Source organism: Rhodovulum sp. ES.010, assembly GCF_900142935.1.
Lineage (GTDB): Bacteria > Pseudomonadota > Alphaproteobacteria > Rhodobacterales > Rhodobacteraceae > Rhodovulum.
Window position 1 is genome coordinate 3,615,111 of sequence record NZ_FSRS01000001.1, and the last position, 21,051, is coordinate 3,636,161.

General features: G+C 69.1%; 19 protein-coding genes. 12 read left to right on the forward strand and 7 right to left on the reverse strand.

The window, feature by feature from the left end; translation table 11 throughout:
* The first annotated feature begins 66 nt into the window (after positions 1–66).
* The 7 genes from BUR28_RS17885 (at position 67) to BUR28_RS17915 (ending at position 7,468) form a co-directional block, all read left to right on the forward strand.
* Positions 67–432 (forward strand): helix-turn-helix domain-containing protein, encoded by a 366-nt coding sequence (locus BUR28_RS17885; RefSeq protein WP_074221348.1) that lies wholly within the window; start codon positions 67–69, stop codon positions 430–432.
* A gap of 90 nt (positions 433–522) precedes the next feature.
* Complete coding sequence (locus tag BUR28_RS17890; protein ID WP_074221349.1) at positions 523–1,323, forward strand: inositol monophosphatase family protein; 801 nt, start codon at positions 523–525, stop codon at positions 1,321–1,323.
* Positions 1,324–1,327: 4 nt separating this feature from the next.
* Entirely contained in the window at positions 1,328–2,668 is a 1,341-nt protein-coding gene (locus BUR28_RS17895; protein WP_074221350.1) for an 8-oxoguanine deaminase, read from the forward strand.
* A gap of 105 nt (positions 2,669–2,773) precedes the next feature.
* Positions 2,774–4,162 (forward strand): magnesium transporter, encoded by a 1,389-nt coding sequence (gene mgtE / locus BUR28_RS17900; protein ID WP_074221351.1) that lies wholly within the window; start codon positions 2,774–2,776, stop codon positions 4,160–4,162.
* Entirely contained in the window at positions 4,159–4,722 is a 564-nt protein-coding gene (locus tag BUR28_RS17905) for a 5-formyltetrahydrofolate cyclo-ligase (protein ID WP_254813773.1), read from the forward strand. The genes mgtE and BUR28_RS17905 overlap by 4 nt, the downstream gene beginning before the upstream one ends.
* A 75-nt stretch (positions 4,723–4,797) precedes the next feature.
* Positions 4,798–5,610 carry a TIGR00282 family metallophosphoesterase gene (locus BUR28_RS17910; RefSeq protein WP_074221353.1) on the forward strand — a complete coding sequence of 271 codons (813 nt, stop codon included), beginning with the start codon at positions 4,798–4,800 and terminating at the stop codon, positions 5,608–5,610.
* 79 nt (positions 5,611–5,689) lie between these two features.
* A complete protein-coding gene (locus BUR28_RS17915; RefSeq protein ID WP_074221354.1) occupies positions 5,690–7,468 on the forward strand; it encodes an SLC13 family permease in 1,779 nt (592 codons plus the stop codon).
* Between the two features lie 93 nt (positions 7,469–7,561).
* Here BUR28_RS17915 and BUR28_RS17920 read toward each other — a convergent pair whose 3' ends face one another.
* Positions 7,562–7,954, reverse strand: coding sequence for a DUF6858 family protein (locus tag BUR28_RS17920; RefSeq protein WP_074221355.1), 393 nt, complete (start codon positions 7,952–7,954; stop codon positions 7,562–7,564).
* Positions 7,955–8,087: 133 nt separating this feature from the next.
* Complete coding sequence (locus BUR28_RS17925; RefSeq protein ID WP_074221356.1) at positions 8,088–9,206, reverse strand: pyridoxal phosphate-dependent aminotransferase; 1,119 nt, start codon at positions 9,204–9,206, stop codon at positions 8,088–8,090.
* Between the two features lie 100 nt (positions 9,207–9,306).
* On the opposite strand from BUR28_RS17925, the gene BUR28_RS17930 reads away from it, so the two are divergent.
* Positions 9,307–10,059 (forward strand): alpha/beta hydrolase, encoded by a 753-nt coding sequence (locus BUR28_RS17930; protein WP_074221357.1) that lies wholly within the window; start codon positions 9,307–9,309, stop codon positions 10,057–10,059.
* An 87-nt stretch (positions 10,060–10,146) separates the two neighbouring features.
* Here the strand turns inward: BUR28_RS17930 and phaZ are convergent, their stop codons facing one another.
* Positions 10,147–11,415: a polyhydroxyalkanoate depolymerase gene (phaZ, locus tag BUR28_RS17935; RefSeq protein WP_074221358.1), complete on the reverse strand. Its 1,269-nt coding sequence runs from the start codon at positions 11,413–11,415 to the stop codon at positions 10,147–10,149.
* 100 nt (positions 11,416–11,515) lie between these two features.
* Here phaZ and BUR28_RS17940 point away from each other — a divergent pair, with 100 nt between their 5' ends.
* The 3 genes from BUR28_RS17940 (at position 11,516) to phaR (ending at position 14,605) form a co-directional block, all read left to right on the forward strand.
* Positions 11,516–13,315: a PHA/PHB synthase family protein gene (locus BUR28_RS17940; protein ID WP_074221359.1), complete on the forward strand. Its 1,800-nt coding sequence runs from the start codon at positions 11,516–11,518 to the stop codon at positions 13,313–13,315.
* Positions 13,316–13,443: 128 nt separating this feature from the next.
* Positions 13,444–13,893, forward strand: coding sequence for a Phasin (locus BUR28_RS17945; RefSeq protein ID WP_074221360.1), 450 nt, complete (start codon positions 13,444–13,446; stop codon positions 13,891–13,893).
* A 145-nt stretch (positions 13,894–14,038) separates the two neighbouring features.
* Positions 14,039–14,605, forward strand: coding sequence for a polyhydroxyalkanoate synthesis repressor PhaR (gene phaR / locus BUR28_RS17950; protein ID WP_074221361.1), 567 nt, complete (start codon positions 14,039–14,041; stop codon positions 14,603–14,605).
* Positions 14,606–14,629: 24 nt separating this feature from the next.
* Here the strand turns inward: phaR and BUR28_RS17955 are convergent, their stop codons facing one another.
* Positions 14,630–16,000, reverse strand: a complete 1,371-nt coding sequence (locus BUR28_RS17955) for an aminotransferase (RefSeq protein ID WP_074221362.1) — start codon at positions 15,998–16,000, stop codon at positions 14,630–14,632.
* A 121-nt stretch (positions 16,001–16,121) separates the two neighbouring features.
* Between BUR28_RS17955 and BUR28_RS17960 the strand changes: the two genes are divergently transcribed.
* Positions 16,122–17,093 (forward strand): LysR family transcriptional regulator, encoded by a 972-nt coding sequence (locus BUR28_RS17960; RefSeq protein ID WP_074221363.1) that lies wholly within the window; start codon positions 16,122–16,124, stop codon positions 17,091–17,093.
* Between the two features lie 9 nt (positions 17,094–17,102).
* Here BUR28_RS17960 and BUR28_RS17965 read toward each other — a convergent pair whose 3' ends face one another.
* From BUR28_RS17965 to BUR28_RS17975, 3 genes are all read right to left on the reverse strand, one after another.
* A complete protein-coding gene (locus tag BUR28_RS17965) occupies positions 17,103–18,305 on the reverse strand; it encodes a DegT/DnrJ/EryC1/StrS family aminotransferase (RefSeq protein ID WP_074221364.1) in 1,203 nt (400 codons plus the stop codon).
* Positions 18,306–18,393: 88 nt separating this feature from the next.
* Positions 18,394–19,698, reverse strand: coding sequence for an NAD(P)/FAD-dependent oxidoreductase (locus tag BUR28_RS17970; protein WP_074221365.1), 1,305 nt, complete (start codon positions 19,696–19,698; stop codon positions 18,394–18,396).
* Positions 19,695–21,050 carry a glutamine synthetase family protein gene (locus tag BUR28_RS17975; protein ID WP_074221366.1) on the reverse strand — a complete coding sequence of 452 codons (1,356 nt, stop codon included), beginning with the start codon at positions 21,048–21,050 and terminating at the stop codon, positions 19,695–19,697. The genes BUR28_RS17970 and BUR28_RS17975 overlap by 4 nt, the downstream gene beginning before the upstream one ends.
* Position 21,051: the final 1 nt, after the last annotated feature.

The following is a 21,051-nucleotide window of genomic DNA, read 5'->3' on the forward strand; positions in this document are numbered from 1 at the left end:
TGGCTGCCAGACGGGGATATTTGGCACGCAACTTGCTTTATGATCCAGTGAAAGAGGAGTGCGGCTATGAAACACCCCGTAGATGTCCATGTGGGCAAACGTATCCGACACCGCCGGTGGATGGTCGGCATGACCCAGCAGCAGCTGGCCGAACGGGTCGGGATCAAGTTCCAGCAGATCCAGAAATACGAGACGGGCATGAACCGTGTCAGCGCATCGCGGCTGTGGGATATCGCCGACGCGCTCGACGTGGCTGTGAGCTTCTTCTTCGAGGGGCTCGACAGCAAGCCGGACGCGCCCGTCCTGGGCGTGCCCGACGATATCCTGTCGGACAAGGAGGCGCTCGAACTGGTGCGCTCCTACTACGCGATCCCCGAGAACCAGCGGCGCCGGCTGTTCGAGTTGGCGCGGGTGCTGAGCGACGTCGCCTGACGTGGGGCTTGCTTGACGAGGAACGGCTGCGCGGTTAGCGCCCTGGCGAGGGTGCGCCCGCCCGCACCGCCAAGCAAGCCCGGAGGCAGAATGCCCCATCCCGAAGCCGAGGACCTTATCGCGACCGCGCATGCGCTGGCCGATGCCGCGCGTGCGGCGACGCTTGCGCATTTCCGCGACGGTGCGCTTGGCGTCGAGAACAAGGCCGGCGAGGGCTTCGACCCGGTGACGCTGGCCGACCGCGAGGCCGAGGAGGCGATGCGCGCGGTTCTGGCGCAGCGCCGCCCCGCGGATGCGATCCTCGGCGAGGAACTCGCGCACAGGCCGGGAACCAGCGGTCTGACCTGGGTGCTCGACCCGATCGACGGGACCCGGGGCTTTGTCTGCGGCACGCCCACCTGGGGCGTCCTGATCGCGGTGGCCGACGCAAGCGGCCCGATCCTCGGCGTGATCGACCAACCCTATATCGGCGAGCGGTTCATCGGCGGGCTAGGCTGCGCGGCGCTGCAGGCGCGGGCGGGCACCCGGCCGCTGGCCACCCGGCCGCCGCGCCCGCTGTCCGAGGCGGCGGTGTTCACCACCTATCCCGAGGTGGGCAGCGCCGTCGAAGGGCGCGCCTTCGCCGACCTGGCGCGGCGGGCCCGGCTCACCCGGTACGGGATGGATTGCTACGCCTACGCGCTGGTGGCGCTGGGCCAGGTGGACCTGGTGGTCGAGGCGGGGCTCGGCGCGCATGACATCCAGGCCCCCATCGCGGTGATCGAGGCGGCCGGCGGCCTCGTGACCGACTGGCAGGGCGGCCCGGCGCATGGCGGCGGGCGGGCGCTTGCCGCGGCCAACCCCGCGATCCATGCCGAGGCGCTCGACCTGCTGTCGAAGGTCGAGGCCTAGACCGGTGTCGCATATCCTGATCCGCGCGGCCGATCTGATCGTCACCATGGACGACGACCGGCGCGAACTGGCCGGGGCCGATCTGCGCCTGCGCGAGGGCGTCGTGGCCGAGATCGGCCAGGGGCTCGCGCCCGAGGGGGCCGAGATCGTGCGGGGCGAGGGCTGCCTGGTCACGCCCGGGCTGGTGAACACCCATCACCACCTGTCGCAATCGCTCACGCGCGCGGTGCCGGGCGCACAGGATGCGCTGCTGTTCGGCTGGCTCAAGACGCTTTACCCGATCTGGTCGGGCTTCGGCCCCGAGGAGTTTCGCGTCTCGGCCCAGGTGGCGCTGGCGGAACTGGCGCTGTCGGGCTGTTCCATGAGTTCCGACCATCAATACCTGTTCCCGAACGGCGCGCGGCTTGACGACACCATCGGCGCGGCGGTCGAGGTCGGCCTGCGGTTCCACGCCACGCGCGGCGCGATGAGCATCGGCGAGTCCAGGGGCGGGCTGCCGCCGGACAGCCTCGTGGAGGACGAGGCGGCGATCCTGGAGGACTGCCTCCGCGTGATCGACGCCTTTCACGATTCGCAAGATGGCGCGATGGTGCGGGTCGGCGTCGCCCCCTGTTCGCCCTTCACCGTCAGCCGTGAATTGATGCGCGACGCGGCGCTGCTGGCGCGCGACAAGGGGGTGCGCTTGCACACGCACCTGGCCGAAAACGAAGAGGATATCGCCTATTCTCTGGAGATGTTCGGGTGCCGCCCGGGGCAGTATGCCGAGGATCTGGGCTGGACCGGCGACGATGTCTGGCACGCCCATTGCGTGAAGCTGGACGCGGCCGAAATTTCACTTTTCGCGCATTCGGGCACGGGCGTGGCCCATTGTCCCTGTTCGAACTGCCGGCTGGGATCGGGAATCGCCCCGGTCCGCGCGATGCGCGACGCGGGCGTGGCGGTGGGCCTGGGCGTCGACGGCTCGGCCAGCAACGACAGCGGCAACCTGGTGTCCGAGGCGCGGCAGGCGCTGTTGTTGCAGCGCGTCTCCCGCGGTGCCGACGCGATGAGCGCGCGCGAGGCGCTGGAAATCGCCACCCGCGGCGGCGCCGACGTGCTGGGCCGGCCAGACTGCGGCCGGCTGGCGGTGGGCAAGCGCGCCGATGTGGCGATCTGGGACATGTGCGGGATCGAGGCCGCCGGGACGTGGGACCCGGCCGCGCTCTTGCTGGCCGGGCCGACGCGGGTGCGTGACCTGTTCGTCGAGGGGCGGCAGGTCGTGCGCGACGGCCATCCGACCACGCTCGATCTGCCCCGCGTGATCGCGGCCCAGAATCGGCTTGCGCGCCGGCACGCGCGCGGCTGAGACCGGCCCCGCCCGGCCGAGAAAGCCGCCGCGCCCGCGTTTCCGGCCCTGTTGCCCGGCAAAGCCTTTGGGTATGGTGCTCGCGACATAGCGGGCAGGGTCGCCATGGACGAGCAGGTCATCGACGAGACGGAGGCCGAGGGCGCGGGCTACGCCCTGGACGACCGCCTTGTGTCGTCCGTGCTTCTGGCCGTGGCGGCGGGGGATTCCGACCGGATCGGCGAACTTCTCGCGCCGCTCCATCCGGCGGATATCGCCGACCTTCTGGAGCAGATCGACAGCGGCCGGCGGCGCGAGTTGCTGCTGCTGGGCGGGCGTTACTTCGACGGCAGCGTGCTGTCGGAACTCGAAGAGGGCCTGCGCGAGGAGGTGATCGCCTTCCTGCCGCCCGACGTCCTGGCCGACGCGGTGCGCGAACTCGAGTCGGACGACGTGGTCGACCTGCTGGAGGACCTGGAAAAGCCGCAGCAGGACGCGATTCTCGGCGCGCTGGAAAGCGCCGACCGGATGGCGGTGCAGCAGGCGCTGACCTACCCGGAATACTCCGCCGGCCGGCTGATGCAGCGCGAGGTGGTGCGCGCGCCCGAACACTGGAGCGTGGGCGAGACCATCGACTACCTGCGCGCCAACAAGAAGACGCTGCCCGACCAGTTCTACCACGTGATCGTGGTCGACCCCGGCATCCGGCCCGTGGGCTACGTCACGCTGGGCAAGCTCTTGTCCTCCAAGCGGTCGGTGAAGCTGAAGACGCTGTTCGAGGAAAGCTTCCGCACGATCCCCGTCTCCCAGCCGGAATCGGAGGTGGCCTACGCGTTCAACCAGTATCACCTGATCTCGGCGCCCGTGGTGGACGATGCCGGCCGCCTGGTCGGTGTCATCACCATCGACGACGCGATGAACGTGCTCGACGAGGAACACGAGGAGGACATCCTGCGGCTGGCCGGCGTCAGCGAGGAATCGAGCCTCAGCGACCGGGTGTCCGAGACGACGCGGCAGCGGTTCCCCTGGCTTTTCGTCAATCTGATGACCGCGATCGTCGCCTCGATCGTGATCGCCCAGTTCGAGGACGCGATCGCCCAGGTCGTCGCGCTGGCCGTGCTGATGCCGATCATCGCCTCGATGGGCGGCAACGCGGGCACGCAGTCGCTGACCGTGGCGGTCCGGGCGCTGGCGACCAAGGACCTGACGGGGGCGAACGTCTGGCGCGTGGTGCGGCGCGAATTCGCGGTGGGGCTGATCAACGGCGCGATCTTCGCGCTGGTGATGGGGGTCGTGGGGCTGATCTGGTTCGGCTCGGGCCAGCTTGGCCTGGTGATCGCGGCGGCGATGATCATCAATCTCGGCGTTGCGGCGCTGGCCGGGATCCTCATCCCCGTCGCGCTCGACAGGCTGGGGGTGGACCCCGCGCTCGCCTCGGGCACCTTCGTGACCACCGTGACCGACGTCGTCGGGTTCTTCGCCTTTCTCGGGCTCGCCTCCATGGTGCTGCTGTGACCGGCGCCAAGGCCGAGATGCGGGCCGCGGCGCAGCGGCGCCGGGCCGACCTGCACGACCCGGCGCGGGGGACGGCGGCGGCCGGGCGGCTTGTCGGGTTCCTGGCGCCGCAGACGGGCCGCCCGGCCGCGGGCTACATGCCGATGCGCAGCGAAACCGACCCGCTGCCCGCGATGGCGGCGCTGGCGGCGCAGGGGCCCGTCGGCGTGCCGATCATCGAGCGGAAGGCCGCGCCGCTGGCCTTTCACCTCTGGACGCCCGACGGCGCGCTGGTGCCGGGCCCGTTCGGTGCGCGCGTGCCGGCGGAGGGGGTGGCGATGGTGCCCGAGGTGCTGATCGTCCCGCTCCTGGCATTCGACCGGACGGGGGCGCGGCTGGGCTATGGCGGGGGGTTCTACGACCGGACGCTGCAGGCGCTGCGCGCGCGCGGCCCGGTGCTTGCGGTCGGCTATGCCTATGCCGGCCAGGAAGTGCCGCGCGTGCCGGTCGAGCCGACCGACCAGTTGCTCGATGCCATCGTGACCGAGGACGAGGTCATTCGCATGGGCGCGCCGGCATAGGCGGCCGCCGGCCACGCGACAGGGGGGCGTCTGCCGACTTGCCCTTCCTCCCGCCGCGGCATAGGGCTTGGGCGCATGAAACTGTTGTTCCTCGGAGATGTCATGGGCCGGGCGGGCCGCGACGCGGTGGCCGAGCGCCTGCCCGCCCTGCGTCGCGACTGGGCGCTGGATTTCGTCGTGGTGAACGGCGAGAACGCGACCTCCGGCGCGGGGCTCACGCCCGCCCATGCCCGCGCGCTGCTGGAGGCGGGCGCCGATTGCGTGACCCTGGGCGACCATGCCTTCGACCAGAAGGAGATGCTCACCCATATCGAGGGCGAACCGCGCATCCTGCGCCCGCTGAACTATGCCAAGGGCGCGCCGGGCAAGGGCGCGCGGCTGTTCGAGGCGGCCGGCGGGCGCAAGGTGCTGGTCGCGCAGGTGCTGGGCCAGGTGTTCATGAAGCGGCCTTTCGACGACCCGTTCTCGGCCATCGAGCCGGTGCTGAAGGCGCACCCGCTGGGCGGGCTCGCGCAGGCGGTGATCGTCGACATGCATTGCGAGGCCACGTCCGAAAAGATGGCGATGGGCCATTTCTGCGACGGCCGCGCCAGCCTGGTGGTCGGCACCCATACCCATGTCCCGACGGCGGATGCGCAGGTGTTGCCGGGCGGCACCGGCTACCTGACCGATGCGGGGATGTGCGGCGATTACGATTCGGTGATCGGCATGGACAAGGCCGAACCGATGCGCCGGTTCATCACCGGCATGGCGCGCGGCCGGTTCAGCCCGGCGCTGGGCGAGGCGACCCTGTCGGGCGTCTATCTGGAGACGGACGACCGCACCGGGCGGGCGACCCGGGTTCGCATGGTGCGGATCGGCGGCCGGCTGGAGCACGCGGCCCCATGATCCGGCCGCGCGCGAGGCGTCTTGTTCCCGGCCTCGCGCGGGCCCATCATGGGCGGCGGGGCCAATCGAGGGTTCGCCGATGATCGACCTGCCGCTGCCGCCCACCGGCATGGCCGTGCTGTCGCTTCTGGTCGTCGCCGCGATGTTCGTCTTCTTCGTGCGCGAGCGGTACCCCGCCGAGGTCATCGGCATCGCGGGGGCCACGGTGATGCTGGTGACCGGCATCCTGCCCTATGACGCCGCGCTCGACGTGCTGTCGAACCCGGCGCCCTGGACCATCGCGGCGATGTTCCTGGTGATGGGCGCGCTGGTGCGCACCGGGGCGCTCGACTGGGTGACGCAATCGGCCGAACGCAACCTCCGCAGCCGCCCGCGGCGGGCGATGGCCTCGCTCGTGGCCTTCGTCGTCGCCGCCTCGGCCGTGGTATCGAACACGCCGGTCGTGGTGGTGATGATCCCGGTCTTCGTGCAACTGGCGCGCAGCCTCGGGGTGTCGGCCTCCAAGCTGCTGATCCCGCTGTCCTATGCCGCGATCCTGGGCGGCACGCTGACGCTGATCGGCACCTCGACCAACCTGCTGGTCGACGGCGTGGCGCGCACGCACGGGCTGGCGCCGTTCACGATCTTCGAGGTCACGCCGCTGGCGCTGGTGCTGGTGGCCTGGGGCATGGTCTATCTCTACCTCGTCGGCCGCCACCTGCTGCCCGCCCGCGACAGCATGGCCGACCTGCTGTCCGACAAGTCGCGGATGAAGTTCTTCACCGAGGCGGTCATCCCCCCCGACAGCAACCTGATCGGCCGCGAGGTGCTGGGCGTGCAGTTGTTCAAGCGCGAGGGCGTGCGCCTGATCGACGTGATCCGCGGCAACGAATCGCTGCGGCGCGAGCTGGAGGGCGTGACGCTTCAGGTGGGCGACCGGGTGGTGCTGCGCACCGCGGTGACCGAGCTGCTCTCGCTCCAGCGCAACAAGTCGCTGCGGCGGGTGGAGCAGCTGTCCTCGATCGAGACCCAGACCGTCGAGGTGCTGATTTCGCCCGGCTGCAAGATGATCGGCCAGACGCTCGGCGCGCTTCGGCTGCGGCGGAAATACGGGGTCTACGTGCTGGCCGCGCACCGGCGGAACCAGAATATCGGCCGGCAGCTCGACGACCTCGTGGTCAAGGTCGGCGACACGCTGCTGCTGGAAGGGGCGCCCGGCGACATCAAGCGGCTGGCGGCCGAACAGGGGCTGGTGGACATCTCGCACCCTTCGGGCCGGGCCTATCGCCGGGCGCATGCCCCGATCGCCATCGCGGCGGTCTTCGGCATCGTGGCGCTCGCGGCGCTGGGCGTGGCGCCGATCCTGATGCTGGCGGTTCTGGCGGTCGCGGTGGTGCTGCTGACGCGCTGCGTCGATGCCGAAGAGGCGTTCTCCTTCATCGACGGGCGTCTGCTCGCGCTGATCTTCTCGATGCTGACGGTGGGCGCGGCGCTGGAAAGCTCGGGCGCGGTGCGCCTGATCGTCGAGGGCGTGGCGCCGGCGCTGACGGACCTGCCGCCCTTCTTCGTGGTCTGGGCGATCTACCTGCTCACCTCGCTGCTGACGGAACTGGTGTCGAACAACGCGGTGGCGGTGGTGGTGACGCCCATCGCGATCGGGCTGGCCCAGGCGCTGGGGGTCGATCCCAGGCCGCTGGTCGTGGCCGTGATGATCGCGGCCTCGGCCAGCTTCGCCACGCCCATCGGCTACCAGACCAACATGATGGTCTACGGCCCCGGCGGCTACCGCTTCACCGATTTCCTGCGGGTCGGCATCCCGCTGAACCTGAGTATCGGCTTGCTGGCCTCGGCGCTGATCCCGTTTCTCTGGCCGCTGTAGCGGGGCGGGGGGCTCTGCCCCCCGTCCTTCGGACTCCCCCCGGGATATTTCTCGCCAGAAGATGGGAGGGGCCGGGGGGGCGGTCGGCGTGGCTCAGCCCTTGTCGGCGAGGGACTTGCACCACGCCTCCATCTCCTTCGTGGCGACCTCCATCGGGGGTTCCATGAACGAGATGTGGAAGCGGTCGCCGAGATCGGCCACGCCGATGGAGCGCGGCCGGACCGCCAGCACATGGGCATTGGGCAGCGCCACGCCGAAGCAGAAGACGATGTTGCGCGCGTCCTTGATCGCGGGCGCCACGGTGCCTTCGATCGCGCAGGTGTGGCTGTAATGGTCGAAGGTGGCGATATAGGCGACCTTGGGGTGGGCGTCGATCCGCGCCTTCAGCCGCGCGAGGATGTCATCGACGCTTTGGCAGGAGGTCTCGGTCTTCGGCAGGTCGAGGTCGAAGACGGGGTACTTTTCCATCAGAAGGGTCTGTTTCATCGGCTGTCCTGCTTGCAGTGGGGAAGGGCCGGATGGCCCCGCGGAAAATAGATGCATTGTCCGTGCAGGTTAAGCGATGAGGCATTGGGCCCGATCACGCGGTTGTGAGACGGGGCCGGCACGGGCGAAGGGGTCAGGACCGGGTCCCGTCACGCGCCGCCGCGAGCGCGCGGGGCAGTTCCTGGGCCAGCACCCCGAGCTGGTCCTCGGGGCCGACCGAGATGCGGATACAGCGGTCCAGCGGCGCCACGCCGGGCATCCGCACGAAGACGTCGCGCGCGGCCAGTTCGGTCAGCACCGCGCGGGCGAACGCGCCGTCCGCGCCGCAATCCATGGCCACGAAATTGGTCGCCGAGGGCAGGGCGCACAGCCCGTTTTCTTCGGCGATGCGGGCGATCCGGCTGCGCCCGGCCACGACCTGGGCGGTGACCTCGGCCAGCCAGGCGCGGTCGCCCAGCGAGGCGAGGGCGCCCGCCTGGCTGATCCGGCACATGCCGAAATGGTTGCGCACCGTGTCGAAGGCGGCGATCAGCGGCGCGGCGGCGATGGCATAGCCGACCCTTGCCCCCGCCATGCCGTGCGCCTTGGAGAAGGTCCGGAAGCGGATCACGCGCGGGTCGTCCGGGTCGATCGGGGGCGCCGTGCCCCGGGGCGCGAACTCGATATAGGCTTCGTCGAGGATCATCAGCGTGCCGTCGGGCACCGCCTCGATCATCCGTTGCACCCGCTCGGCGGCATGCCAGCTGCCCATCGGGTTGTTCGGGTTCGACAGGTAGACGAGCTTTGCCCCCGTGCCGCGGGCCTTGGCGATGAGCGCCTCGGCATCCTCGCGGTCGCCGGCGAAGGGCACCTTGTGCAGCACCCCGCCATAGCCGTCGACATGGTAGTTGAAGGTCGGATAGGCGCCCGCCGAGGTCACCACCGGGTCGCCCGGGGCCACCAGCATCCGCACCAGGTAGCCCAGCAGCCCGTCGATCCCCTCGCCGACGATGACGTTTTCCGGCCCGACGCCCAGCTCGTCGGCCAGCGCGTGGCGCAGGTCGTGATTCTGCGCGTCCCCGTATTTCCAGGCCTCCTGCGCGGCGGCCTTCATCGCGGCGAGCGCGCGCGGCGAGGGGCCGAACAGGCTTTCGTTGGCGCCAAGCCGGGCGCGAAACGGCCGGCCGCGGGCGCGCTCCTGCGTCTCGGGGCCGACGAATGGCACGCTGGCGGGCAGGCTGGCGACGAGATCGGTGTAACGGGGTCCGGTCATGGCCGGACCAAAGCCGAAAACGCCCCTCGCGGCAAGGGGCGGGGGTTGCCCGGTCGCACCTTCCTGCCTAGGCTCGCGCCGGTTCGTACGGAGATGCCAGATGGCCGAAAGGCCCGACTTCCTGACCACGCCGGAGGGCCGCAGGCTCGCCTATCACCGCACGCCGGGCCGCGGCCCCGGCGTCGTGTTCCTGGGCGGCTTCATGTCCGACATGGAAGGCACCAAGGCGCGGCATCTGGAGGCCTGGGCGCGCGGCCAGGGCCGCGCCTTCCTGCGTTTCGACTATTCGGGGCACGGGCAAAGCGCGGGCGCATTCGCCGACGGCTGCATCGGCGACTGGACCGCGGATGCCGCCGCGGCCATTGCCCGGCTGACCGAGGGGCCGCAGGTCCTGGTCGGCTCGTCGATGGGCGGCTGGATCGCGCTCTTGCTGGCGCGGTCGATTCCGGAACGGGTGGCGGGCCTCGTCGGCATCGCCGCGGCGCCCGACTTCACCGAGGACAGCATGTGGGCCGGGTTCTCCGAGCCCGAGCGCGCCGCGCTGATGGACACCGGACGGATCGAGATCCCGACCGACTACGGCGACACGCCCTACACGATCACCCGCCGGCTGATCGAGGACGGGCGCCGGAACCTCGTGCTGCGCACGCCGCTCGCGCTGCCCTTCCCGGTGCGCCTGTTACAGAGCACGGCGGACGCGGACGTGGCGCTTTCGGTGCCGCTCAGGCTGATCGAGCATGCCGAGGGCGCGGATATCCGGCTGACGCTCGTCAAGGGCGCTGACCACCGCTTTTCCGAGCCCGACAATCTCGCGCTGATCGACGCCGCCCTCGCCGAGGTGCTGGCGCGCTGAACGGGCGCGTGCCGGGGCGGCCGCAAGGCTTCGGGGCTTCTTCTTGGTCCAAATACTCATGCGCCGCAGGCGCAGCCCGCGGCCCGTTCAGACGGACCGCAACTGCGCGCGCTGCGGTCGCGGTCGGCCGGAATTCGCGTCGATGAATTCAAGCACCAGCGGGCGGATGTTGTTGCGCCAGCTCTTGCCCGCGAAGATGCCGTAATGGCCCGCGCCGGGCTCCAGGTGGCTCGCCTTCTTCTCGTCGGGCAGGCCGGTCAGCAGGTCCAGCGCGGCGATGCACTGGCCCGGCGCCGAGATGTCGTCATTCGCGCCTTCGACGGTCTTGACCGCGACATCGGTGATCGCGGCGATATCCACCGGGCGGCCGGCGACCTTGAATTCGTTCTGCGCGATTTCGCGGCGCTTGAAGACGCGCTCGACGGTGCTCAGGTAGAACTCGGCGGTCATGTCCATCACCGCGAGGTATTCGTCGTAGAACCGGTTGTGCTTGTCGTGATCGGCGGCCTCTTCCTTGGCGACCTTGAGGATCTGCTCGGTGAAGGCGCGGCTGTGCCGCTCGGCGTTCATCGACATGAAGGAGGCGAGCTGCAGAAGCCCCGGATAGACCAGGCGGCCCACTCCGGCATACTTGAACCCGACCCGCTGGATGGCGATCTGCTCGAGCTGGCCCATGGTGACGCGGCGGCCGAAATCGGTGACGTCGGTCTTGGCGGCATCGGGGTCGATCGGCCCGCCGATCAGCGTCAGCGAGCGGGGCTGGGCATCGGGGTCTTCGGCGGCAAGGTAGGCCGTGGCGGCCAGCGCCAGCGGTGCCGGCTGGCAGACCGCGATCACATGCGTGTCCGGTCCCAGGAAGCGCATGAACTCGACGAGGTAGTGGGTGTAATCCTCGACGTCGAACTTGCCGGCGGAGACGGGAATGTCGCGGGCGTTGTGCCAGTCGGTGATGAACACCTCGCAGTCGGGCAGCAGGCTGGCGACGGTCGAGCGCAGCAGCGTCGCGTAATGGCCCGACATCGGCGCGACCAGCATCACGCGGCGGCGTTTCTGCGGCCGGCCGTGCACCTGGAACTGGATCAGGTCGCCGAAGGGACGCTCGACCGCCTTCTCGACCGACACGATATGGTCGCGCCCGTCCGCGCCCACCACGGTGTTGATGTTCCAGTCGGGCTTGGCGACCATGCGCGCGAAGGTCCGTTCGGTCACCTCGCCCCAGGCGGCGACCATCTTGAAGAACGGGTTCGGAAACATGCTGACCGCGGGGTAGGACCCCAGCGCCTGCGCCGTCGCGCCCAGCCACTGGTTGGTGGTGCGCAGCGTTTCCATCAGGTCGTAGGTCGCCATATGTTTCATTCGCCACTCCTTTTCCGATAGGGTATCGGAGATGCAGGGGCAGCGGAAGCCGGCCGTGACGGCAATGCTGCAGCCGCGAAGTTAGAGGGGAAACCGCGCCGTGACAACTGAGGAAGACGCGCCCGTTAGGAATCTCGAGCGCCTGAACGAGAACCTCGCCAAGCTGGAGGAGCTGTCCGAACGGCTCATGACGGCCGTCTCGCAGAAGCGCCGGATCGACCCGAACCTGCAGGGGCCGGGGCATGACCTCTACATGAAGGCGGCCGCCGCCTACATGGTCGAGGTGATGCGCAACCCCTCCAAGCTGATCGAGCACCAGGTCGCCTATTGGGGCAAGTCGCTCAAGCATTTCGTCGAGGCGCAGGAGGCTCTGGCCAAGGGGCGGCTCGAGGCGCCGGAGGACCATACGCCGTCCGACCCGCGGTTTTCCAACCCGCTGTGGCAGACGCATCCCTATTTCAACTTCGTCAAGCAGCAATACCTGATGAACGCCGAGGCGATCTCGAACGCGGTGAAGAACGTGGAGGGGCTGTCGCCCAAGGACGCCAAGCGCCTCGAATACTTCACCCAGCAGATCGTCGACCTGTTCTCGCCGGCGAATTTCCTGGGCACCAATCCCGAGGCGCTGGAACGCGCGGTCGAGACCGACGGGCGGTCGCTGGTAGACGGGCTGGAGAACCTGGTCCGCGACATCGAGGCGAACGAGGGCGAGATCCTGGTGACGCTGGCCGACCGCAACGCCTTCAGGGTGGGCGAGAACCTCGGCACCACGCCGGGCAAGGTTGTGTTCCGCAACCGCATGCTGGAGCTGCTCCAGTACACGCCGACGACCGAGACGGTGCATGCCACGCCGCTCATCATCTTTCCGCCCTGGATCAACAAGTTCTACATTCTCGATCTCAACGCGCAGAAATCCTTCATCAAGTGGATGGTCGATCAGGGCTACACCGTGTTCGTGGTGTCCTGGGTGAACCCCGATGCAGGTTACGCCGATGTCGGCATGGAGACCTATGTCGAGGAAGGGTATCTAGAGGCCATCGCCCAGGCCAAGGCGATTACCGGCGAGGACAAGGTCAACGTCATCGGCTATTGCATCGCGGGCACCACGCTGGCGCTGGTGCTGGCGCTGATGCACAAGCGCGGCGACAAGTCGATCCGCTCGGCCACCTTCTTCACCACGCTCACCGATTTCTCCGACCAGGGCGAGGTCGGCGTGTTCCTCGACGACGATTTCGTCGACGGGATCGAGCGCGAGGTGAACGAGAACGGCTATCTCGACAGCTTCTTCATGTCGCGGACCTTCTCGTTCCTGCGCTCGAACGACCTGATCTATCGGCCGGCGATCCGCAACTACATGATGGGTGAACGCCCGCCGGCCTTCGACCTTCTCTACTGGAACGGGGATTCCACGAACCTGCCGGGGCGGATGGTGGTCGAGTACCTGCGCGGGCTCTGCCAGCAGGACCGCTTCGCCACCGAAGGGTTCGAGATCTGCGGCGAGCGGGTGAAGATCTCGGACGTCAAGCTGCCGCTCGCGGCGGTGGCGTGCGAGACCGATCACATCGCGGCCTGGGCGTCCTCCTACGAAGGCATTCGCAAGATGGGCAGCCGCGACAAGACCTTCATCCTGGCGCAGTCGGGCCATATCGCCGGGATCGTCAACCCGCCCAGCAAGAAGAAATACGGCCACTACACCAATGACGCGCCGATGAAGGACCTGTCTGCCGCGGAATGGCGCGAGAGCGCGGAGTTCCATGACGGCTCGTGGTGGCCGCGCTGGGAGGCGTGGCTCAAGCGGCGATCCGGCAAGCAGGTGGCCGCCCGCGTCCCCGGCGACGGGGCGGGCGGGGCGCTGTGCGATGCGCCGGGCACCTACGTCCTGGGACAGGGTTCGGCCTGACGGCCAACCTCAGCCGATTCTTCGCTGCACTGCAGCAAGAGGGGTTGAAATGCTGCGCTGCAGCATGTATGTATCTGTGCAGGATCAGCAAGCACGGGCACGGATGCCCGGTCGAAAGGAGACCCCCGATGGCCGATACGCAAGACTTCACCAAGATGATGCAAGACATGATGTCGTCGTTCTCGATGGACCCGAGCGCGATGCAGGATGCCTTCAAGACCCAGGCCGCGCTGGCCGAGAAGATGTCGAAGGTCGCCCTCGAGGCTGCCGAGAAATCGACCGAGATTTCCGCCAAGTGGACGAAGGACACCCTGTCGAGGTTCGGCGAGGTGGCCACCATCAAGGAAGAGCCGACCGAATACGGCAAGGCGATGACCGACTTCGCCTCGGCCTCCGCCGAAATGGCCGCCGAGAACATGGCCGCCTTCGCCGAGGTCGCCAAGAAGGTGCAGATGGAAACCGTCGAGCTGATGCTGGCCGCCGGCAAGGACTTCAGCCAGGACGCCACCTCGGCGATGAAGAAGGCCACCACCAAGGCCGCCAGCACCGCCAAGAAGGCGACCGCCGCGGCGAGCTGAACGATTTCGAATTGACCTCGACTCCTCCTCCCTGTCGATAGGTCAATGACTGGGCGGGCCTCGTGCCCGCCCTTTCTTTTTGCGCACGCAGCGCCTAAAGTCGGCCCGCTGCACCTGCGGCATGGATATCGAGGGAGGCCCGCCCGTGACCGACGCGAAACCGCCGTTGCTGATCAAGCGCTATGCCAGCCGCCGTCTCTACAACACCGAGACGAGCGACTACGTCACGCTGGAGGACATCGCCAAGGTCATCCGCGAGGGGCGCGAGGTGCAGATCGTCGACCTGAAAAGCGGCGACGACCTGACTCGGCAATACCTGCTGCAGATCATCGCCGAGCACGAGGCCAAGGGCGAGAGCGTGCTGCCGATCAACGTGCTCACCGACCTGGTGCGCAGCTACACGACCTCGGCCCATTCGATCGTGCCGCAATTCCTGGCCCAGAGCTTCGAGATGCTGCGCGAGAGCCAGTCCAAGATGATGGAGAACATGGGCCGCATGAACCCGATGGCGGTGGCCGCGATGCCGGGCTTCGAGGCGATGAAGGTGCAGCAGGAAGCGTTCCTGAAGGCGATGACCGGCGGCTGGGCGGCCGGGTCCGCCCCCTCTCCCGACGCGGACGCGGGCGAGGATGCGCCGGACCGGGACGAACTCATCGAGATCCGCAAGCAGCTTGCCGAGTTGCAGGAAAAGCTGTCGAAGCTGAACGAGTGAGCGCGGGCCGCACGGCGGCCCCCGTCACCCGGACAGTCCGTCAAAGACCCCGGTCAGCGCCCGTTCGAGCTTGTCGAACATCTCGTCCGTCTGGTCCTCGGTCAGGATGAAGGGCGGGCAGAGCACGACGGACTGCCCCAGCGGGCGGCAGATCAGTCCTTGGTCGGTGCAGGCATTGGCGATGCGCTCGCTGACCGACAGTTCCGCGGGGAAGGGCGTTTTCGTGGCCTTGTCGGCCACCGCCTCCAGCGCCCCCATCAGGCCCTTGCCGCGCCATTCGCCGATATTCGGATGCTCGGCCAGCCGCGCAAGGCCCGCCTCGAAGCGCGGGGTCAGCGCGCGGACATTGTCCAGAAGCCCCTCGTTCAGGATCACGTCGATGGCCTTGAGGGCGATCGCGCAGCCCACCGGGTGCCCCGAGGCGGTGAAGCCATGGGGGAATTCCTCGACCTCTTCGACCGCCGCCTGCAAGCGGTCGGCCAGGGCCGGGCCAAGGATCACCGCGCCCATCGGGAAATAGCCCGCGGTCAACGCCTTGGACGAGATGATCGCGTCGGGCGCGAAATCGTAGGTGTCGCAGCCCCAGACCGCGCCCGTCCGTCCGAAGCCGCAGATGACCTCGTCGGCGATCAGCGGGATGCCGTGGCGTTTCAGGATCGGCTGGATCGCCTGGAAGTAACCTGCGCTGGGCGGGATGACCCCGCCCGCGCCCATCACCGGCTCGGCGAAGAAGCCGGCGATGGTTTCGGCCCCCTCGCGGGCGATGACGTCTTCCAGTTCGGCCGCCATCCGCGCGGTGAACGCCGTCTCGGTTTCACCCGCGCGCGCCTCGCGCCAGTAATGCGGACAGGTGAGGTGGATGAAGCCGGGCAGGGGCAGGCCAAAGAGGGCGTTGTAGGGCTTGCCGGTCATCGAGGAGGCCGCGACCGTGACCCCGTGATAGGCGTTGACCCGCGTCAGGATCTTGCGCCGCTCCGGTGTGCCCTCGGCGCGGGCGAGGAACCAAAGCATCTTGAGCGCAGTGTCGTTCGCCTCGGAGCCGGAATTGGTGTAGAACACCCTGCCGCGGTCGAAGGGGGAGACCTCGACCAGCCGCTCGCTCAGCCGGACCGTCTGGTCCGACATCCGCCCGAAGAAGGCGTGGTAGCCGGGCAGGCGGTCGTATTGCGCCTTTGCCGCCTCGGCCAGGCCCGGGTGGTCGAACCCCGCCACCATGTTCCACAGGCCCGAATTCGCGTCGAGATAGCGCCGGCCCCCGGTGTCGATGACATAGGGGCCCTCGCCATGGGTGACGACGACCGTGCCGCGCGCCTTGACGGTGGGCAGGTCGGTGAAGCCGTAGAAGCTTGCGGCCGCGGCGCGGGCCTGCCACGTGTCGGGCGCGGTGTCGGGCATGGCGTGTCTCCTGGTCGGGCGGGTCGGACGGAGGCTATCGCCGCGCCCGACGGGGCGCAATCGCGCGTTGCGCGCGGGGCGCCCGGGCCCTAGCGTGGCGCCTGTCGCAGCAGGGGAGGGGATGGTGGGGCAGCAGCCGCCGGGCCGGATCACGCTTTGGGGCACCGAGGTGTTCGTCGCCGCGGCCGAGGAAGGCACGCTGTCGGCCGCCGCGCGCCGCCTCGGGGCGAGCGTGTCGGCCGTTTCCCAGCAGCTCTCGGCGCTGGAGGCCGCGCTGGGGGCGGCGCTGCTCGACCGGACTGCGCGCCCGCTGGCGCTGACCCCCGCCGGCGAGATGTTCCTGCGCCGCGCGCGGGCGATGCTGGCCGAAGCAGGCGCGGCCCGCGCCGAGATCGCCGCGCGCGATCTATCGGCGCTGCCGCTCATGCGGCTCGGGATGATCGAGGACCTGGAGGCGGACGTGACGCCGCGGCTGTTGTCCGAGATGGCGGGCGAGTTGACGCGGTCTCGGTTCCAGCTTGAAACCGGGCCGAGCCACCGATTGCTCGGGCTGCTCGACGCGCGCGCCCTCGACATGGTCGTGGCGGCCGACCCCGGCCAGGCGGCCGACTGGATGGAACTGCACCCGCTGTTGACCGAACCGTTCCTGGTCGCCGCGCCGCAGGGCCGACTGGACCGGGCCGGCGACGTGCTGGCGCAACTCATGGCGCTGCCCTTCGTGCAGTATACCCAGCGCCACCAGATGGGCCGGCAGATCGCCGAACACCTGGCCCGGCATGATCTGCGGCCCGCCGGGCGGTTCGAACTCGACAGTTACAACGCGATCCTCGCGATGGTCGCGGGCGGCGCGGGCTGGACGATCCTGACGCCGCTGGGGCTGTTGCACGCGCGGCGTTTCCGCACCGAGGTGGACGTGCTGCCCCTGCCGCTTGCGCCGTTGTCACGGCGGATCGCGCTGATCGCGCGGGCGGGGGTCCTTGGCGACATGCCCTTGCGCATGGCCGACCGGCTGCGGCCGCTGCTCCGCGATCTCGTGGTGGAGGCGGCGGTCGGGCGGCAGCCCTGGTTGCAGGATGCGCTGCGGGTCCTTTGACGCGCGAGGTCAGGTGCCGTAGGCGCGCATCTCGGGCGTCTTGACCGCCTCGGCCGCGTCGACCACGGCCCCCGCGATATGGTCGAGCTCCGCGCGTGTCAGCCGGGCCGGCAGCCGCGTGTCGCAGGCGCGCATCAGCATCGCCCGCGTCTTCGGCAACTCGGGCAGCGGGCCTTCGATGAACTGCCAGTTCCAGAAGGCGCGCGCGTTGTCCCGGCTCAGGCCGAACACCTGCACCGACACACCCCGCGCCTTGGCCTCCTCCTGGAAGGCCAGCGCCTCGTCGTCGCTGTCGAAGCCCACGAGGTTGAACTGGATCGAGTCCGGCGCGCGGGATTCGGGAGGCAGGGGCGGCGGGACGTCGAGGAAGGCGCAGGCGTTCAGCTTTTCGGCCACGTAATCGTGGTTCGCCCGGCCGTGATTGACGCGACGCTCGACCTCGGCCAGTTGCGGGCGGATCACCGCAGCCGACAGGTTCTGCATCCGCATGTTGTAAAGCGGCAGCTTGTTCTGCCAGCGGGCAAAGCTGTCCTGCAGCCCGTCGTGTTTTTTCCAGTTGTGCTCGTAGGCGCCCGACATGATGACCGCGCGGGCCGCCAGCTCGGGGTCGTCGGTGATGAGGATACCGCCTTCGCCCGCGTTCACCAGCTTGTAGGACTGGAAGGAAAAGCAGCCGATCGCGCCCAGCGTGCCGATGTTGCGCCCGTGCCAGAGCGTGCCCAGGGAATGGGCGGCGTCCTCGATCACCGGGATGTCGCGCTCCGCGCACAGCGCCATGATCGCGTCCATGTCCGAGGTATGGCCGCGCATGTGGCTGATGATGACGGCGGAGATGTCGTCTTCGAGTTTCGCGGCGAAGTCGTCGATGTCGAGCCGGTAATTGGCGCCGACCTCGGCCAGCACCGGCTGGCAATCGGCATGCACGACCGCCGAGGGCACCGCCGCGAAGGTGAAGGCCGGGATCAGGACGCGCGCGCCCCGCGGCAGGTCCAGCGCCTTGAGCGACAGGAACAGCGCCGCCGAACAGGACGACACCGCGACCGCGTAGCGCGCGCCCATGAAGTCGGCGAATTCCCGTTCGAGCAGCGTGACCGGCGCATCCGCCGGCGCGGTATAGCGGAACAGGTCGCCCGAGCGCAGAAGCCGTTCGATTTCGGCGCGGGCCGCGTCGGGAATCGGCTCGGCATCGTAGACATTGGGCGCAAGAGGCATGGGGTTTCGCCTTTCCTGAACATCCTTTTCAGGTTTCCTGTAAGCGAAATCCGTAGACCCGGCAACGGTGTTGCGGTCCCTGGGCCGGTCAGAGCCCCAGCGTGTCGCGCAGGCCATACCACGCCATCGCAAGCGCGAGCAGCGGCTGCCGCATGCGCGCACCGCCGGGGAAGGGCGGGCAGGGCAGGCGCGCGAGCGTCTCGAACGCGGCGCTTTCGCCGCGCGCGGCCTCGGCCAGCACCCGGCCCGCCAGCGTGGCAAACGCCAGGCCATGGCCGGAATAGCCCCCCGCCGACAGGATGCCCGGCGCGGGGGCGGCCACATGGGGCAGGCGCGTGCGGGTAATCGCCAGCGTGCCGCCCCAGCCATGGGTCAGCCGCACATCGGCGAGCTGCGGGAAGACCTGTGTCAGGGGCTTGCGCACCTTGGCGCGGATATCCTCGGGGAAGCGGTAGCCGTAGCTCTCGCCCCCGCCGAACAAGAGCCGTCCGTCCGGGGTCAGCCGGAAGTAGTTGACCACGAACCGGCTGTCGGCCACCGCGATCTCCTTGGCGAGGACCTTTGCGGCACGCTCGCCCAACGGTTCGGTCGCGACGATGAAGGTGTTGATCGGCATGACCCGCGCGGCGACCTGACCGTCCAGCCCGCCGAGATAGCCGTTCGCGGCGAGGATCACCCGGTCGGCGGTGATGCGGCCCCGGTCGGTGACGACGACCGGTTTCGTCCCCGGCTCGATCCGCGCCACCAGCGTATCCTCGTGCAGGCGCGCGCCCGCCCCCGCGGCGGCCCGGGCCAGCCCGAAGGCGAAGGCAAGCGGGTTCAGGTGGCCCGCGCCCCAGTCGATCGTCCCGCCCTTGTAGACCGGCGACCCGACAAGGGCGCGCATCTCCGCGCCGGTCAGCGGTTCGACGAGATCGTATTCGTAGTCGCGCAGCAGCTTCTCGGCATAGGCATGGGCGCGGGCCACGCCGCGCTCGGTCCATTCCGCCTGGACGACGCCGGGGCGGTAATCGCAGTCGATCCCGTGCCCGGCGATGAGCCGGGCGACCAGCGCCTTCGCGTCCTCGGCGAGGTGCCAGAGCCGGGCGGCGTCGGCGTCGCCCAGCATGTCTTCCAACTCGTCCTGGTGGAGCCGATGGCCCGAGCCGACCTGCCCGCCGTTCCGCCCCGAGGCGCCGAAGCCCACCCGGTGCGCCTCGACCAGCACCACGTCGGCGCCCGCCCGTGCCGCGTGGAGCGCCGCCGAAAGGCCGGTGTAGCCCCCGCCCACCACGCAGATATCCGCCCGCAGGTCGCCCTGAACCGGCGGGAACGGGGCGAGCGGCGGCGTGACCTCGGCATACCAGCTGGCCGGATAGGCCGCGCGGCGGTCGTTGGCGAACAGCAGGTTCATACGTTCAACAACAGGTGTTCGCGTTCCCACGGGCTGATAACCTGGAGGAACTCCTTGTATTCCAGCGCCTTGACCGTGGAGTAGATGGTGCAGAACTCTTCGCCCAGCACCGCGCGCACGGCGGGCGCGTCGTCGAAGAGATCGAGCGCCTCGCCCACGTTGCGCGGGATCGATTCGTCGCCCGAATAGGCGTCGCCCTTGAATTCGTCCTTGGGATAGGCGCCCTCGATCAGCCCCAGGTAGCCGCAGGCCAGCGAGGCGGCGATGCCCAGATAGGGGTTGCAATCCATCCCCGCCAGCCGGTTCTCGACCCGCCGCCCGGCCGGGTCCGAGACCGGCACGCGCAGCCCCGTGGTGCGGTTGTCGCGCCCCCATTCCAGGTTGATCGGCGCGGCGAAGTCGGGGACGTAGCGGCGATAGCTGTTCACGTAGGGCGCCAGCAGCGCGACGACCGAGGGGATGTGCGTCTGCAGCCCCGCGATGAAATGCAGGAAGGCGTGGCTTTCCGGCCCGTCCGCTTCGGAGAAGATGTTGCGCCCGGTTTCCGCGTCGACCACCGAGTGGTGCATATGCATGGCCGATCCGGGCTCGTCCTCGATCGGCTTGGCCATGAAGGTGGCATAGCAGTCGTGGCGCAGCGCCGCCTCGCGGATCAGCCGCTTGAAATAGAAGATCTCGTCGGCAAGCTTCACCGGGTCGCCGTGGCGCAGGTTCATCTCGATCTGGCCGGCGCCGCCCTCCTGCAGGATGCCGTCGATCTCCAGCCCCTGCGCCTCGGCGAAATCGTAGATGTCGTCGATGACCGGGCCGTGCTCGTCCACGGCGCTCATCGAATAGGCCTGCCGCGCGGCGGCCTTGCGGCCCGACCGGCCCACGGGGGCCTCGACGGGTTCGGCGGGGTTCACGTTGCGCGCGACGAGGAAGAATTCCATCTCGGGCGCGACGATCGGTTTCCAGCCGCGGGCGTTGTAAAGCGCCACCACCCGCCTGAGCACGTTGCGCGGCGCGATCTGCACCGGATTGCCGGACTGGTCGGCGATGTCATGGATCACCTGCAGCGTGTAATCCGCCGTCCAGGGCGCGGCGGTCGCGGTGCTGAAGTCGGGGGTCAGGATCATGTCGGGCTCGGTGAAGGCCTGGCCCTCGATCTGCGCCCAGTCGCCGGTGATCGTCTGCAAGAAGATCGAGTTCGGCAGGTAGAACCGGCTTTGCGTGGCGAACTTGGCCGCCGGCATCGCCTTGCCGCGGGCGACGCCCGCGATATCGGCGACGATGCATTCCACCTCGTCGGGTTTGCGCCCGCCGAGATAGGCGCGGGCGGCATCGGGAAGCTGGTCGAGCCAGTCGGACATC

Excerpts from the sequence above, each read along its gene's own strand:
- BUR28_RS17885 (WP_074221348.1), top strand. The coding sequence starts at position 67 with ATGAAACACCCCGTAGATGTCCATGTGGGCAAACGTATCCGACACCGC.
- BUR28_RS17890 (WP_074221349.1), top strand. The coding sequence starts at position 523 with ATGCCCCATCCCGAAGCCGAGGACCTTATCGCGACCGCGCATGCGCTG.
- mgtE (WP_074221351.1), top strand. The coding sequence starts at position 2,774 with ATGGACGAGCAGGTCATCGACGAGACGGAGGCCGAGGGCGCGGGCTAC.
- BUR28_RS17910 (WP_074221353.1), top strand. The coding sequence starts at position 4,798 with ATGAAACTGTTGTTCCTCGGAGATGTCATGGGCCGGGCGGGCCGCGAC.
- BUR28_RS17915 (WP_074221354.1), top strand. The coding sequence starts at position 5,690 with ATGATCGACCTGCCGCTGCCGCCCACCGGCATGGCCGTGCTGTCGCTT.
- BUR28_RS17920 (WP_074221355.1), bottom strand. The coding sequence starts at position 7,954 with ATGAAACAGACCCTTCTGATGGAAAAGTACCCCGTCTTCGACCTCGAC.
- BUR28_RS17925 (WP_074221356.1), bottom strand. The coding sequence starts at position 9,206 with ATGACCGGACCCCGTTACACCGATCTCGTCGCCAGCCTGCCCGCCAGC.
- BUR28_RS17930 (WP_074221357.1), top strand. The coding sequence starts at position 9,307 with ATGGCCGAAAGGCCCGACTTCCTGACCACGCCGGAGGGCCGCAGGCTC.
- phaZ (WP_074221358.1), bottom strand. The coding sequence starts at position 11,415 with ATGAAACATATGGCGACCTACGACCTGATGGAAACGCTGCGCACCACC.
- BUR28_RS17945 (WP_074221360.1), top strand. The coding sequence starts at position 13,444 with ATGGCCGATACGCAAGACTTCACCAAGATGATGCAAGACATGATGTCG.
- BUR28_RS17955 (WP_074221362.1), bottom strand. The coding sequence starts at position 16,000 with ATGCCCGACACCGCGCCCGACACGTGGCAGGCCCGCGCCGCGGCCGCA.
- BUR28_RS17960 (WP_074221363.1), top strand. The coding sequence starts at position 16,122 with ATGGTGGGGCAGCAGCCGCCGGGCCGGATCACGCTTTGGGGCACCGAG.
- BUR28_RS17965 (WP_074221364.1), bottom strand. The coding sequence starts at position 18,305 with ATGCCTCTTGCGCCCAATGTCTACGATGCCGAGCCGATTCCCGACGCG.
- BUR28_RS17970 (WP_074221365.1), bottom strand. The coding sequence starts at position 19,698 with ATGAACCTGCTGTTCGCCAACGACCGCCGCGCGGCCTATCCGGCCAGC.
- BUR28_RS17975 (WP_074221366.1), bottom strand. The coding sequence starts at position 21,050 with ATGTCCGACTGGCTCGACCAGCTTCCCGATGCCGCCCGCGCCTATCTC.